This is a genomic window from Xanthomonas sacchari (assembly GCF_040529065.1).
Lineage (GTDB): Bacteria > Pseudomonadota > Gammaproteobacteria > Xanthomonadales > Xanthomonadaceae > Xanthomonas_A > Xanthomonas_A sacchari.
In genome coordinates this window covers 62,075-74,443 of sequence record NZ_CP132343.1, presented here as the reverse complement: position 1 = coordinate 74,443, position 12,369 = coordinate 62,075, and the positions used below count along the sequence as shown (strand labels likewise).

Here is a 12,369-nt window from a genome sequence, read left to right as displayed (position 1 = left end):
GCGATCGCCTGGCGGGGCAGCCAACGGTGCGCAGGCCACGCGGCTCACTTTCCCCCCGCCGGCGGCGGGATCGGCGCACGGGCACGCGGATCGTCCTGCACGTTGCGCATCCAGCTCAGCGCCAGTTGCGGCCATGCCGCCAGCGGCAGGCCGGCGATGCCGCGGACACCGAAGCCATGGCCGCCGTGCGCGAACAGGTGCAGCTCGGCCGGTATCCCCGCCTCGCGCAGCGCCTGGTAGAACAGCAGGCTGTTCTCCACCGACACCACCGGGTCGTCCTGCGCCTGCACCAGGAAGGTGGGCGGCATGCCGGCGTGCACGCGGTTCTGCAGCGAGTAGGCGGCCATGGTCGCCGCGTCCGGGTGGCGGCCGAGCAGCCGCAGCCGCGAGCCGGTATGCGCCGCGGTGCCGCTGCCCATGTCGATGACCGGGTACAGCAACAACAGGAAGTCCGGCCGCGCGCTGACCCGGTCAATCGCATCGCGCGCCGGATATACCGTTTCGTCGTAGCGGGTGCCGAGGCTGGCGGCGACGTGGCCGCCGGCGGAGAAGCCGATCGCGCCGATGCGCTGCGGGTCCACCCCGTAGTCGGCGGCATGCGCGCGGATCAGGCGCAGCGCGCGCTGCGCATCGGCCAGCGGCTGGTCGCGCGCCGTGGCGCCGTCGATGGCCGCGTCGGGCAACCGATACCGCAGCACGAACAGGGTGATGCCGGCCTGTTCGGCGAAGATCGGCACCAAGGCCGTGCCTTCCTTGTCCAGTACCACGCGTGCATAGCCGCCGCCCGGCGCCACCAGCAGCGCGCTGCCGTTCGGGTGCTTGGGCCGGTACACCACCAGGTAGGGCTGGTAACGGCCGCTGAGCGCGCGATCGGGCAGGGCCGGGTCGTCGCTGCGCTCGACCAAGTGCGCTTGCTCGGGCCCGGCCGCCGACCCCGGCGCCGGACCGGTCCACAGCGGCAGCCGCGCCGCCAGTTCGGCGGCGCTCTCGCTGGCCGGCCGCTCGGCCGCCATGGCCGCACCGGGGGCAAGCGCACACAACAGCACGCCGGCCACGGTCAGCACTACGGTCCAGGCGCGCAGTGCCGCGGGACGAGGGGCACCGGCGGCTGAGGGCTGTGCCCTGGTCGCGCGTGGCAGATCCGCGTCGTCTGTCTGTTCGTGGAATGGATGCAGTTTCATTGGTTCCTCGCCGGTCGTGGCATGGGCGTGGCACTCAGTCTGCGGCACCGCGCGGCACCACCAACGCGCCGTCCCACCGCCGTTGCCGTTGTGTTTGCTTTTGCCCTTGCCGTTGACCAATCCCCAATCCCCAATCCCGAATCCCGGCCGCCCAAAGGCGGCCCTTTGCCGCACCGCACATTGCCAATGACACCGGTTTACCATATACAACGGCGCAACGCGCTGTCGATGCGCGGCGCAGCAATTCCGATCCCCCACATTCCTTGCGGAGATGCCCTTGAGCCTTCCTTCCGGCCCGTCGCAGACGCCACCGCCCGCGTTGGCCGACATCGCGGCCCGCTTCGTCCAGGCCCGTCGCCAGGGTCGTGCGTTGCCCGATTTCCCTGGCGTCATCCCCGACGATCTGGAGACCGCCTACCGCGTGCAGGATCTGGCGATCGCGCAATGGCCGGACCGCGTGGTCGGCTGGAAGGTCGGCTACATCGCCCCCGAGCGCCGCGACCACTCCGGGGACGAGCGCCTGCTTGGCCCGATCTTCGCCGCTGCGCTGTGGAATGCCACCGGTGGAACAGCCGACATCCCGGTGTTCGATGGCGGCTTCGGCGCGGTCGAGGCCGAGTACGTGCTGCGCCTGGACGCCGACGTGCCGGTCGACCAGTTGCACTGGACCGCGGAGCAGGCCGCGCAGGTGCCGGCGACGCTGTTCGTCGGGGTCGAGGTGGCGAGCAGCCCCCTGGCCACGATCAACCAGCTGGGGCCGCGCGTGGTGATCTCCGATTTCGGCAACAACAACGGCCTGCTGCTGGGGCCGCAGGTGCCGGACTGGACCGCGCTGGACGAGACCGCGCTGCGCGCCGAGACCTGGATCGAGGGCCAGTGCGTGGGCACCGGCGGCGCCACGCTGCTGCCTGGCGGGCTGCGCGCGGCGTTCGCGTTCGCGCTGGCGCGCTCGGCCAGGCGCGGGCGGCCGCTGCGCCGCGGCGAGCTGATCGCCACCGGCAACGCCACCGGCATCCACGATATCGCCATCGGCCAGCAGGCGACGATCCGCTTCGATGGCTATGGCGAACTGCACTGCAGGGCGGTCGCAGCCTAGGCTGCGCGCTGACCACGACGCGCGGGAGGGCGCAGCATGATCACTCGTAGACGATTTCTGGGTGCGGGCCTGACCGCGGCGGCCGCGGCTGGCGTGCCGCTGGGTGCGCTGGCGCAGCGCGGCGACACCCGCCTGCTCACCGCCACCGACGTGCACGTGGCCGACTACCCCACCGTGGAGGCGGTGCGCTGGTTCGGGCAGACCCTGGAGCAGCAGACCGGCGGCCGCCTGCGTCTGCGCCAGTACCACTCCGGCCAGCTCGGCCGCGAGGCGGAGGCGATCGACATGGCGCGCTTCGGCGCCATCGACATCACCCGCGTGTATTCCGGCGCGCTGAACAATACCTTCCCGCTGACTCAGGCGCTGTGCCTGCCGTACGTGTTCGACTCGGTGGCACACCTGCGCCGCGCGATCGACGGCCACGTCGGCGACAGCATCCTGCACAGCTTCGAACAGCGCGACCTGGTCGGGCTGGCGATCTACGACTCCGGCGCGCGCTGCTTCTACAACACCAAGCATCCGCTGCGGCAGCCCAAGGATCTGCACGGGCTCAAGCTGCGCGTGGCGAACTCGGACATCTTCCTCAAGCTGATGCGCATGCTCGGCGCCAACCCGACGCCGATGTCGCTGGGCGAAACCTTCTCGGCGATGGAGACGCACATGATCGACGGCGCCGAGAACAACATGCGCAGCTTCCAGTCCAGCCGCCATTTCGAGGCCGCGCACTACTGGTCGCAGAGCGATCACTCCTACGCGCCGGACGTGCTGGTGATGTCGCGGCGCAGCTTCGAAGCGCTGGCGCCGGACGAGCGCGCGCTGGTGCTGGAGACCGCGCGGCAGTCGGTGACGGTGATGCGCCGGCTGTGGGACGCCTCCGAGGCGCAGGCGCGGCAGCAAGTGATCGACTACGGCGTGGCCATCAATGAGGTCGACATGCCGGCCTTCCGCAAGGCTGCCGCGCCGCTGCTGGCCGAGTATCGGCAGCAGCCGGAGATCGAAGCACTTTACCGCCGCATCCGCGATTTCGCCTGAGCCCATGCCGATGAACGACCACGACCCCGCCCTCCCGGTGCCGCCGCTGCAGCGGCTGCTGGACCGGATCGCCAACCTCGCCATCGGCCTCGCCGCCGCCGCCCTGCTCGGGCTGGTGGTGGTGCAGGGCTGGCAGGTGTTCACCCGCTACGTGCTCAACGACTCGCCGAGCTGGACCGAGCCGGTGACGCTGCTGCTGCTGAGCACGGCGATGAGCCTGGGTGCCGCCGCCGGCGTGCACACCCGCCGCCACTTCGGCTTCTTCCTGCTGGCCGAGACGTTGCACGCCAACCTGCGCCGTTTCATCGACCTGCTGCGCCCGCTGCTGGTGGCGGCGATCGGCGCGGTGATCGCCTGGTGGGGCGCGGTGCTGCTGCTGGACGGGCTGGACATCAAGATGGCCGGCGCGCAGATGCCGCAGAGCATCAACTACCTGCCGCTGTCGATCGGCGGCGCGCTGATGAGCGTGTTCGCGCTGTACCAGGCCTGGCGGGTGCTGCGCCCGGGCACCACCGTGGGGAGGAACTGAGCATGGCCATCGCCATCCTGTTGGGATTGTTCGTGGTGCTGCTGCTGATCGGCGTGCCGGTGGCGTATGCGCTGGGCGCGGCGGCGCTGGCCACGCTGCTGTATCTGGACCTGCCGGCAGTGGTGCTGGTGCAGCAGATCTCCGCCGGCAGCGGCTCGGCGTCGCTGATCGCGATCCCGTTGTTCATCTTCGCCGGCGAACTGATGCTGCGCGGCGGCATCTCCGACCGCCTGATCGCGCTGGCGTCCTCGCTGGTCGGGCGCATGCGCGGTGGCCTGGGCCAGGTCAGCGTGCTGTCCTCGCTGTTCTTCGGCGGCGTGTCCGGCTCGGCCATCGCCGACGTCTCGGCGGTCGGCGGCACCATGATTCCGCAGATGATCAACCGCGGCTACGACCGCGACTACGCGGTCAACGTCAGCATGACCGCGGCGCTGGTGGCGCTGCTGGTGCCGCCCTCGCACAACCTGATCCTGTTCTCGGCCGCGGCCGGCGGCGGCCTGTCGATCGCCGACCTGTTCGCCGCCGGCATCGTCCCGGCGCTGCTGATGACCGCGGCGATGATGATTACCGGCTACGCGGTGGCGCGCTCGCGCGGCTACGGCACCGAGGCATTCCCGGGCTGGCGCGCGGTGGCGCTGCGCCTGGTCGGGGCGCTGCCGGGCCTGGGCCTGGTCGCGCTGATCTTCGTCGGCATCCGCGCCGGCATCTTCACCGCGGTGGAGAGCGCGGCGATCGCGGTGGTGTACGCGCTGCTGGTCACTGCGCTGCTGTACCGGCAGCTGCGCTGGGCCGAGTTCTTCGGCGCGGTGACGCATGCCGCACGCACCACCGGGGTGATCCTGTTCGTGATCGCCACCGCGGCGGTGTTCGGCTGGCTGCTGGCCTACCTGCAGGTGCCGGCGGCGGCGGTGCACTTCCTGCAGTCCATCGCCCACAGCCAGCACACCGTGTTGCTGATGATCGTGGTGATGCTGCTGCTGCTGGGCATGTTCATGGACCTGGCGCCGAAGATCCTGATCTGCACGCCGATCTTCCTGCCGGTGGCCAAGGCCTACGGCATCGACCCGATCCATTTCGGCCTGGTGATGGTGCTGGCCGGCGGCATCGGCCTGATCACCCCGCCGGTGGGCTCGGTGCTGTTCATCGGCACCTCGATCGGGCAGATCACCGTGGCCCAGAGCATGCGCACCATCTGGCCGTTCTGGCTGGCGGCGCTGTGCGTGCTGCTGATCGTGGCGTTCTTCCCGGAGCTGTCGCTGTGGCTGCCGCGCGCGCTGCGCGCCTGAGCCGGGCAGGCGGCGCCGGGTCGCGTCATGGCGCGCCACCGGCGTGAAACGCACGCCGCTCCGCGCGGCAGGCGCCTGGCGTCGACACTGGCGCCAGGCCGGGTCGGGTCGGCGCCGACGCGCTGCGTTTACCCCGGTTCCGTGACCGTACGCTGGAGCGAGCATGACACCCAGTAGAATCCCCTCTCTTTCGTCCGGTTTTCCGTCCATGGCGCCGAACAAGCCCCGCCCCGCCGATGCTCCCGCTTCCGCCCACGGCAAGGCCGCGACGATCAACGACATCGCGCGCCTGTCCGGGGTGTCGAAGAAGACCGTGTCGCGGATCATCAACAACTCGCCGCTGGTGCGCAAAGACACCCGCGAGAAGGTCGAGGCGCTGATGCGCGAGGTCGGCTACGCGCCGGACCCGCTGGCGCGCGGGCTGGCGTTCCGCCGCTCGTTCCTGATCGGCATGGTCTACGACAACCCCACCGCGCAGTACATCGTGGACATGCAGTACGGCGCGCTGGACGCGCTGCGCGGCTCCAGCTTCGAGCTGGTGGTGCACCCCTGCGACAGTCGCAGTCCCGGCTACATCGAGGGCGTGCGCCGCTTCGTGCAGCAGCAGAAGCTGCACGGGGTGATCCTGGTGCCACGCGCCTCCGAGGACCAGGCGCTGGCCGACATGCTCGCCGGCATCGGCGTGCGCTACACCCGCATCGCCTCGCTGCCGCTGGACGACACCTCGCAGATGGTGGTCACCCACGACCGCGACGGCGCCGCCGAGGCCGCCGACTACCTGCTGTCGCTGGGCCACCGCGACATCGCCCTGATCACCGGCCCCAGCGCCTACCGCTCCGCGCACGAGCGCACCGCCGGCTTCATCGACGCGCTGACCCGGCGCGGCATCGAGCTGCCGCCGGCGCGCATCGTCGAGGCCGGCTACACCTTCGAATCGGGCGTGGCCGCGGCGGAAAAGCTGCTGCTGGGCAAGCAGCGGCCCAGCGCGATCTTCACCGGCAACGACGAGATGGCCGCCGGCGTATACAAGGTCGCGCTGCGCGCCAACATCAACATCCCGCGCCAGCTGTCGATCATCGGCTACGACGACAGCCCGCTGGCCTCGCGGCTGTGGCCGTCGCTGACCTCGGTGCGCCGGCACACCCGCGACACCGGCCGCACCGCCGCGGCCATGCTGATCCAGCCCGAGGGTACGCCATCGCTGGCGGTGGCCAGCGTGCGCCCGCACCTGATCGTGCGCGACTCCTGCCAGCCGCCGGAAGACTGAGCCCGCCGCGGCCGGTGTAGACTGCCCGGCGACCGTGCGGACACCGCTCCGCCCATCGAAGGCCCGCTCCGTTCCGGCACCGCCCGCGCGGACCGCGCGGCCTTCCTGCGAGGAGCCTTCGCCATGTCGTCCCCCATCCCCGCCCCCGTCGCGGTCCGTTTCGGCCGCCTGGCGCCGACCGTGCCCGTCGCCGAGATCGCCCGCGCCGTCGCCTTCTACACCGAGCGCCTGGGTTTCCGCAGCGTGTTCCAGAACGGCAGCCCGGTCGGCTTCGTGATCCTGAAGAAGGACGCCGCCGAACTGCACCTGACCCTGCGCCCCGACCACCGCGGCAGCACCAGCAACGTCGCCCACCTGATCGTCGACGACGCCACGGCCCTGTACGACAGCCTGCAGGCGCAGGGCGTGCGCATCATCAAGGCACTCCGCGATGCCGATTTCGGCCTGCGCTGCTTCGTCTTCGCCGACCCCGACGGCAACCGCATCGACGTAGGCGAGCCGCTGCCGCCCGACTAGCACGCCGTCAGCGAGCGGCGCAGCGCTCTTATCCCCAATCCCGAATCCCCAATCCCGGCCCTTCGTGCACTGCAGAATGACACCGGTTTACCAGACCCGCTAGACTTGTCCTCCGTGGCGGGCCGCCACATGCCGTCGCCTGCACTGGAGCGCCCCATGTCCCTGTACTGCAAGACCCACTACGCGACCCATCCCGACGCGATCAAGGGCGCCAGCAACGACCAGTTGCGCGACCTGTACCTGCTCGACGGCCTGTTCGTGGACGACGCGGTGACCCTGAAGTACACCCACTACGAGCGCTTCGTGCTCGGCGGCGCGGCCCCGCGCACGCGGGCGCTGACGCTGCCGGCGCAGACCGAGCCGGCTTCGGCCGCCGGCCACCCGTTCCTGGAGCGGCGCGAGCTGGGCGTGATCAACGTCGGCGCCGGCAGCGGCACCGTCACCGTCGACGGCACCGCGTATCCGCTGGGCCCGAAGGACGGCCTGTACGTGGCGATGGGCAGCGCCGAGGTGGTGTTCGCCTCCGACGACGCGGCCAACCCGGCGCAGTTCTATCTGGCCTCCACGCCGGCGCACGCGCGCTTCGCCACCAAGCGCCTGTCGATCGCCGAGGCGGTGGCGCTGGACCGCGGCGCACTGGAGACCAGCAACGAACGCACCATCTACCAGTACATCGTGCCGGCCACCTGCCAGTCCTCGCAGCTGCTGCTGGGCCTGACCGTGCTCAAGCCGGGCAGCGTGTGGAACACCATGCCGCCGCACCTGCACGACCGCCGCAGCGAGGTCTATTTCTACTTCGACCTCGGCGCCAACGACCGCGTCTACCACTTCATGGGCGAGCCGGACGCGCAGCGCCACATCGTGGTGCAGAACAACGAGGCGGTGGTGTCGCCGCCGTGGTCGATCCACATGGGCGCCGGCACCGCCAACTACGCCTTCATCTGGGCGATGGGCGGCGAGAACCTCGACTACACCGACATGCACGTGCTGGACATCTGCCAGCTCAAGTAGGCCGCCGTCCCGCGCGCCGCTCCCATTCCCGTCGTCCGCAGTCCCTCAAGGAGTCCACGCAATGACCCACCCGTTCAGTCTCGAAGGCAAGGTCGCCCTGGTCACCGGCGCCAACACCGGCCTCGGCCAAGGTATCGCCGTGGCGCTGGCGCAGGCCGGCGCCGACATCGCTGCCGCCGGCATCGCCGCGCCCACCGAGACCGAGGCCAAGGTCACCGCGCTGGGCCGCCGCTTCGTCGCCATCGAGGCCAACCTGATCAGCATCGAGCCGGTGCAGCGCATCCTCGACGAGACCCTGGCCGGCCTGGGCCGCCTCGACATCCTGGTCAACAACGCCGGGCTGATCCGCCGCGCCGACGCGGTGGATTTCAGCGAGCAGGACTGGGACGACGTCATGAACGTCAACATCAAGTCCGCGTTCTTCATGTGCCAGGCCGCCGGCCGCCACTTCATCGCCCAGGGCAGCGGCAAGATCATCAACATCGCGTCGATGCTGTCGTTCCAGGGCGGCATCCGCGTGCCCTCTTACACCGCCAGCAAGTCCGGCATCGCCGGCATCACCCGCCTGCTGGCCAACGAGTGGGGCGCCAAGGGCGTCAACATCAACGCCATCGCCCCGGGCTACATGGCCACCGACAACACCGCGCAGCTGCGCGCCGACGCCGCACGCAACCAGGCGATCCTGGACCGCATCCCCGCCGGCCGCTGGGGCGTGCCGGAAGACCTGGGCGGCACCGCGGTGTTCCTGGCCAGCAGCGCCTCGGACTACGTCAACGGCACCGTGATCCCCGTCGACGGCGGCTGGCTCGCCCGCTAACTGCCGTCCCTTCTCCCTTCGGGAGAAGGTGCCCGAAGGGCGGATGAGGGTACGACCACCGCCGACCTCTCTCATCCCAACCAGATCTATCCCACCAACAATCCCCCACCCCAAAGGACCCCCCATGAAAATCGCCCTAATGAACGAGTTCAGCCAGGCCACCAAGAACCCGGTGATCCTGCAGCAGCTCAACGACGTCGCCGCCGCCCAGGGCCACAGCGTGTTCAACGTCGGCATGGACGGCGACGCCGACCACCGCCTGACCTACATCCACCTGGGCATCTGCGCCGGTCTGCTGCTCAACGCCGGCGCGGTGGACTTCGTGGTCGCCGGCTGCGGCACCGGCCAGGGCGCGATGATGTCGCTCAACGCGCACCCGGGCGTGTTCTGCGGCTACTGCATCGAGCCGACCGACGCCTACCTGTTCGCCCAGGTCAACAACGGCAACGCGCTGGCGCTGGCCTTCGCCAAGGGCTACGGCTGGGGCGCGGAGATCAACGTGCGCTACATCTTCGAGAAGGCCTTCAGCGGCGAGCGCGGCATGGGCTACCCGGCCGAGCGCCGCGAATCGCAGCAGGCCAATGCCGGCATCCTGACCCAGGTCAAGCAGGCCCTGGCCAAGTCCTACCTGGACGGCCTGCGCGCGCTGGACCCGGAACTGGTCAAGCAGGCCGTGGGCGGCGCGCGCTTCCAGCAGTGCTTCTTCGACAACGCCAAGGACGCCGAGCTGCGCGCCTTCGTCGCCGGCGTGCTGGGCAAGGCCGAGGCCGCCGCGGCGTAAGGTCGTTTAGATGCCCGGGCGCTGTTCGCAAAACGCCCCGCATCTGCGGGGCGTTCTGCATACGGTCTTACTGCACCAACAGCAGGCCTTCGGCCAGCGGATAGTTACGCTCTGGGCAGGCGATATGCATGCTGTCCACCACGTAGAACGTCTGGCCCAGCTTCTGCTCGGTGTGCACGACATAGGTCAGGGTGCCGCGAGGCGCATACAGCTTGGCGAGGATGCCGTGGCCGACCAGCAAGCGCTTCAGGTCCTTGGCGAAGTTGTTGGCGATGGAGTTGGTCTGGCTCTGTGCGCCGACCTGGCACGCCATCAGCACGATCTCCTCGAACGAGTCCTTGCCCAGCCCCTTGTTCAAAAGTTGCTGCAGGAACGCCTCCGGCGTCAGCCCGGCAAAGACGTTGACGTTGCCGTGCGAATTGATCACCAGGCGCTTGCCGCGCGTCTTGTTGCTGGGCGACAGCGACGTCGCATCGAGCAGGGTCAAGGCATGCGACTGGGTTTCGCCGAAGTGGGATTGCAGGGCCTTCAGCTTGGCGCCGCGCTGATCCGCTTGATCGCCGTCCAGGCCGACATAAATGAGCATGAGGATTCTCCCGACGCAAAGGGCCGCCAACACGTGTTGGACGGGAGCGTCCGGGAATCCGGGGTGTCCGCGTCGTGGCGCACCGATGTCGCTCGCTGCACAGCCTGGGGCTCGGAGGCGCGGTGCGGGATCGGGCCGAATCCGATTTGCCGGTGCGCGCAAGCCCATGCGCGCCCGCCGCTTCGCATCTAAGCCTCGGGTCGGCATGCAAGAAGCACCCGCGATGCGCCGGTGCGGGTTGATGCGTTCGTGCCACTGCGCCCTAAAGTTTCTGGTGACGCTGCCGATCTAGGACAACTGGCTAGGTCTCGCTGTGTCGACGGGACGACATGGATCTTTCTTTCCCTGCACTGCGCAGGATGGTCATGGACCGACATCGCATGTCTGCTGTTCTGTTTGCCGACGTTCGCCAAGGGCGTGCATGGGGGCCATGCGCGATGTCCGCGCATGCCTGTGGCTGAGCGCCGGCAAACCTTTTTTTCGTCGCTGCACCAACAAGGGGTAATGAATGAAGAATGTTGTGATCAAGGGAGCCACCGGGCTGGCAATCGCACTGGCCTTGGCCGGTTGTGCCACCGAAACCCATCAGAGCGTCAGGCCGCAGACCGTGGCAGCGGCGAGCGTTCCCTATGCCGGCGCGCGAGCGCCGATCGCGGTGGGCAAGTTCGACAACCGCTCGTCCTTCATGCGCGGTCTGTTTTCCGATGGTGCGGATCGCCTGGGCAGCCAGGCCAAGGCCATCCTGATCACCCATCTGCAGCAGACCAATCGTTTCCGTGTGCTGGATCGCGACAACATGGGCGAGATCAAGCAGGAAGCGCAGATCAAGGGCCAGGCGCAGCAACTCAAGGGTGCCGACTACGTCGTCACCGGCGACGTGACCGAGTTCGGCCGCAAGGAGACCGGCGATACGCAGCTGTTCGGCATTCTCGGCCGCGGCAAGCAGCAGCAGGCCTACGCCAAGGTCAGCCTGAACGTGGTCGATAGCGCGACGTCCGAAGTGGTGTATTCGGTGCAGGGCGGCGGCGAGTACACCTTGTCCAACCGCGAGGTCGTCGGCTTCGGCGGGACCTCCAGCTACGACTCCACGCTCAACGGCAAAGTCCTGGATCTGGCGATCCGCGAGGCCGTCAACAATCTCACCGCCGCGATCGACTCCGGCGCCTGGAAGCCGGTCAAGTGACCCGCAACGGACCCTCGCACATGAATACTCTCAATGTCCGCACGCGGTTCTGGCTCGGCACCTGCGCCCTGCTCGCGCTGGTCGGCTGCGCCCACCAGAGCGCCTCGCTCTACCAGTGGGGCAGCTACCAGGATCAGGTCTACAGCCACTTCAAGGGCGGTAGCCCGGAACAGCAGATCCAGGCGCTGGAAAAGGACCTGCAGGTGATGCAGGCCGCCAACCGCAGGCCGCCGCCGGGACTGCAGGCGCATCTGGGCATGCTGTACGCCGAAACCGGCAACGATGCCAAAGCGCAGCAGGAGCTCCTCGCCGAGAAGACGCAATACCCCGAGTCCGGCACCTACATCGATCTGTTGTTGAATAACGCCAGCAATGCGAGGAGCACGCAATGAAGAACGTCGCAAGAATGGCCTGTGTGGCCGTGCTCGGTCTGCTGCTGAGCGCCTGTGCGACGCAGCCGATGTCGCGCGATTACAGCGCGTACAAGGCCAGCAAGCCGCGGTCGATCCTGGTCCTGCCGCCGGTCAGCCATGCCCCGGACGTCAACGCCAGCCTGAGCGTGCTGTCGGTCACCACGCTGCCGCTGGCCGAAGCGGGCTACTACGTGATGCCGGTGGCGCCGGTCTACGAGACCTTCAAGCAGAACGGCATCGCCGTGGCGGATGAAGCACAGGCGGTGTCTCCGGAGAAGTTGCGGGAAATCTTCGGGGCCGACGCGGCGCTGTACATCACCGTGGAAAAGTACGGTGCCGTCTACCAGATCATCAACAGCGTGGTCGTGGTCTCGGCCAACGCCAAGCTGGTGGATCTGCGCACCGGGACAGTGCTGTGGCAGGGCCAGGCACAGGCGTCGAGCGGCGAAAATCAGAACAACGCCGGGGGCGGCCTGGTCGGAATGCTGGTGACGGCTGCGATCAATCAGGTCGTCAACCAAGTCACCGACCAAGGGCATCAGATGGGGAACGTGGCCAGCCAGCGTCTGCTGTCCGCCGGTCACCCTGGCGGCTTGTTGTACGGCCCCTACAACCCGAAGTACGGCACCGACTGAGCCGGCGCCATGCCCCGTCTCCGTCAGGTTTGGCGG

General features: G+C 68.9%; 14 protein-coding genes. 12 read left to right on the top strand and 2 right to left on the bottom strand.

What is annotated here, in order from left to right:
* Window positions 1–44: 44 nt before the first annotated feature.
* Complete coding sequence (locus tag RAB71_RS00325) at window positions 45–1,013, bottom strand: alpha/beta hydrolase (RefSeq protein ID WP_050946578.1); 969 nt, start codon at window positions 1,011–1,013, stop codon at window positions 45–47.
* A 445-nt stretch (window positions 1,014–1,458) separates the two neighbouring features.
* On the opposite strand from RAB71_RS00325, the gene RAB71_RS00320 reads away from it, so the two are divergent.
* The 9 genes from RAB71_RS00320 to RAB71_RS00280 all read left to right on the top strand — a co-directional run bounded on the left by RAB71_RS00320 (window position 1,459) and on the right by RAB71_RS00280 (window position 9,516).
* Window positions 1,459–2,277: a 2-keto-4-pentenoate hydratase gene (locus tag RAB71_RS00320; protein ID WP_010343061.1), complete on the top strand. Its 819-nt coding sequence runs from the start codon at window positions 1,459–1,461 to the stop codon at window positions 2,275–2,277.
* 36 nt (window positions 2,278–2,313) lie between these two features.
* Window positions 2,314–3,309, top strand: a complete 996-nt coding sequence (locus RAB71_RS00315) for a TRAP transporter substrate-binding protein (protein WP_029562100.1) — start codon at window positions 2,314–2,316, stop codon at window positions 3,307–3,309.
* Window positions 3,310–3,319: 10 nt separating this feature from the next.
* Window positions 3,320–3,838, top strand: coding sequence for a TRAP transporter small permease (locus RAB71_RS00310; RefSeq protein WP_010343059.1), 519 nt, complete (start codon window positions 3,320–3,322; stop codon window positions 3,836–3,838).
* Between the two features lie 2 nt (window positions 3,839–3,840).
* Window positions 3,841–5,124 (top strand): TRAP transporter large permease, encoded by a 1,284-nt coding sequence (locus tag RAB71_RS00305; RefSeq protein WP_010343058.1) that lies wholly within the window; start codon window positions 3,841–3,843, stop codon window positions 5,122–5,124.
* A gap of 208 nt (window positions 5,125–5,332) precedes the next feature.
* Complete coding sequence (locus RAB71_RS00300; protein ID WP_010343057.1) at window positions 5,333–6,391, top strand: LacI family DNA-binding transcriptional regulator; 1,059 nt, start codon at window positions 5,333–5,335, stop codon at window positions 6,389–6,391.
* 123 nt (window positions 6,392–6,514) lie between these two features.
* Window positions 6,515–6,907: a VOC family protein gene (locus RAB71_RS00295; protein WP_010343056.1), complete on the top strand. Its 393-nt coding sequence runs from the start codon at window positions 6,515–6,517 to the stop codon at window positions 6,905–6,907.
* Between the two features lie 156 nt (window positions 6,908–7,063).
* A complete protein-coding gene (gene kduI, locus RAB71_RS00290; protein ID WP_010343055.1) occupies window positions 7,064–7,918 on the top strand; it encodes a 5-dehydro-4-deoxy-D-glucuronate isomerase in 855 nt (284 codons plus the stop codon).
* Between the two features lie 61 nt (window positions 7,919–7,979).
* The gene (gene kduD / locus RAB71_RS00285) at window positions 7,980–8,735 is read left to right on the top strand and encodes a 2-dehydro-3-deoxy-D-gluconate 5-dehydrogenase KduD (protein WP_010343054.1); all 756 of its coding nucleotides are present in this window, start codon (window positions 7,980–7,982) and stop codon (window positions 8,733–8,735) included.
* Between the two features lie 124 nt (window positions 8,736–8,859).
* Window positions 8,860–9,516 carry an RpiB/LacA/LacB family sugar-phosphate isomerase gene (locus RAB71_RS00280; RefSeq protein WP_029562099.1) on the top strand — a complete coding sequence of 219 codons (657 nt, stop codon included), beginning with the start codon at window positions 8,860–8,862 and terminating at the stop codon, window positions 9,514–9,516.
* Window positions 9,517–9,583: 67 nt separating this feature from the next.
* On the opposite strand, the gene RAB71_RS00275 is transcribed toward RAB71_RS00280, so the two are convergent.
* Window positions 9,584–10,102, bottom strand: a complete 519-nt coding sequence (locus RAB71_RS00275) for a hypothetical protein (protein ID WP_010343052.1) — start codon at window positions 10,100–10,102, stop codon at window positions 9,584–9,586.
* A gap of 508 nt (window positions 10,103–10,610) precedes the next feature.
* Between RAB71_RS00275 and RAB71_RS00270 the strand changes: the two genes are divergently transcribed.
* The 3 genes from RAB71_RS00270 to RAB71_RS00260 are packed head-to-tail and all read left to right on the top strand — an operon-like array spanning window position 10,611 to window position 12,333.
* Complete coding sequence (locus RAB71_RS00270) at window positions 10,611–11,285, top strand: CsgG/HfaB family protein (RefSeq protein WP_029562098.1); 675 nt, start codon at window positions 10,611–10,613, stop codon at window positions 11,283–11,285.
* A 20-nt stretch (window positions 11,286–11,305) separates the two neighbouring features.
* Window positions 11,306–11,677, top strand: a complete 372-nt coding sequence (locus RAB71_RS00265) for a DUF4810 domain-containing protein (RefSeq protein ID WP_010343050.1) — start codon at window positions 11,306–11,308, stop codon at window positions 11,675–11,677.
* On the top strand, window positions 11,674–12,333 hold the full coding sequence (locus tag RAB71_RS00260; RefSeq protein WP_167397498.1) for a DUF799 domain-containing protein: 660 nt from the start codon (window positions 11,674–11,676) through the stop codon (window positions 12,331–12,333). The genes RAB71_RS00265 and RAB71_RS00260 overlap by 4 nt, the downstream gene beginning before the upstream one ends.
* Window positions 12,334–12,369: the final 36 nt, after the last annotated feature.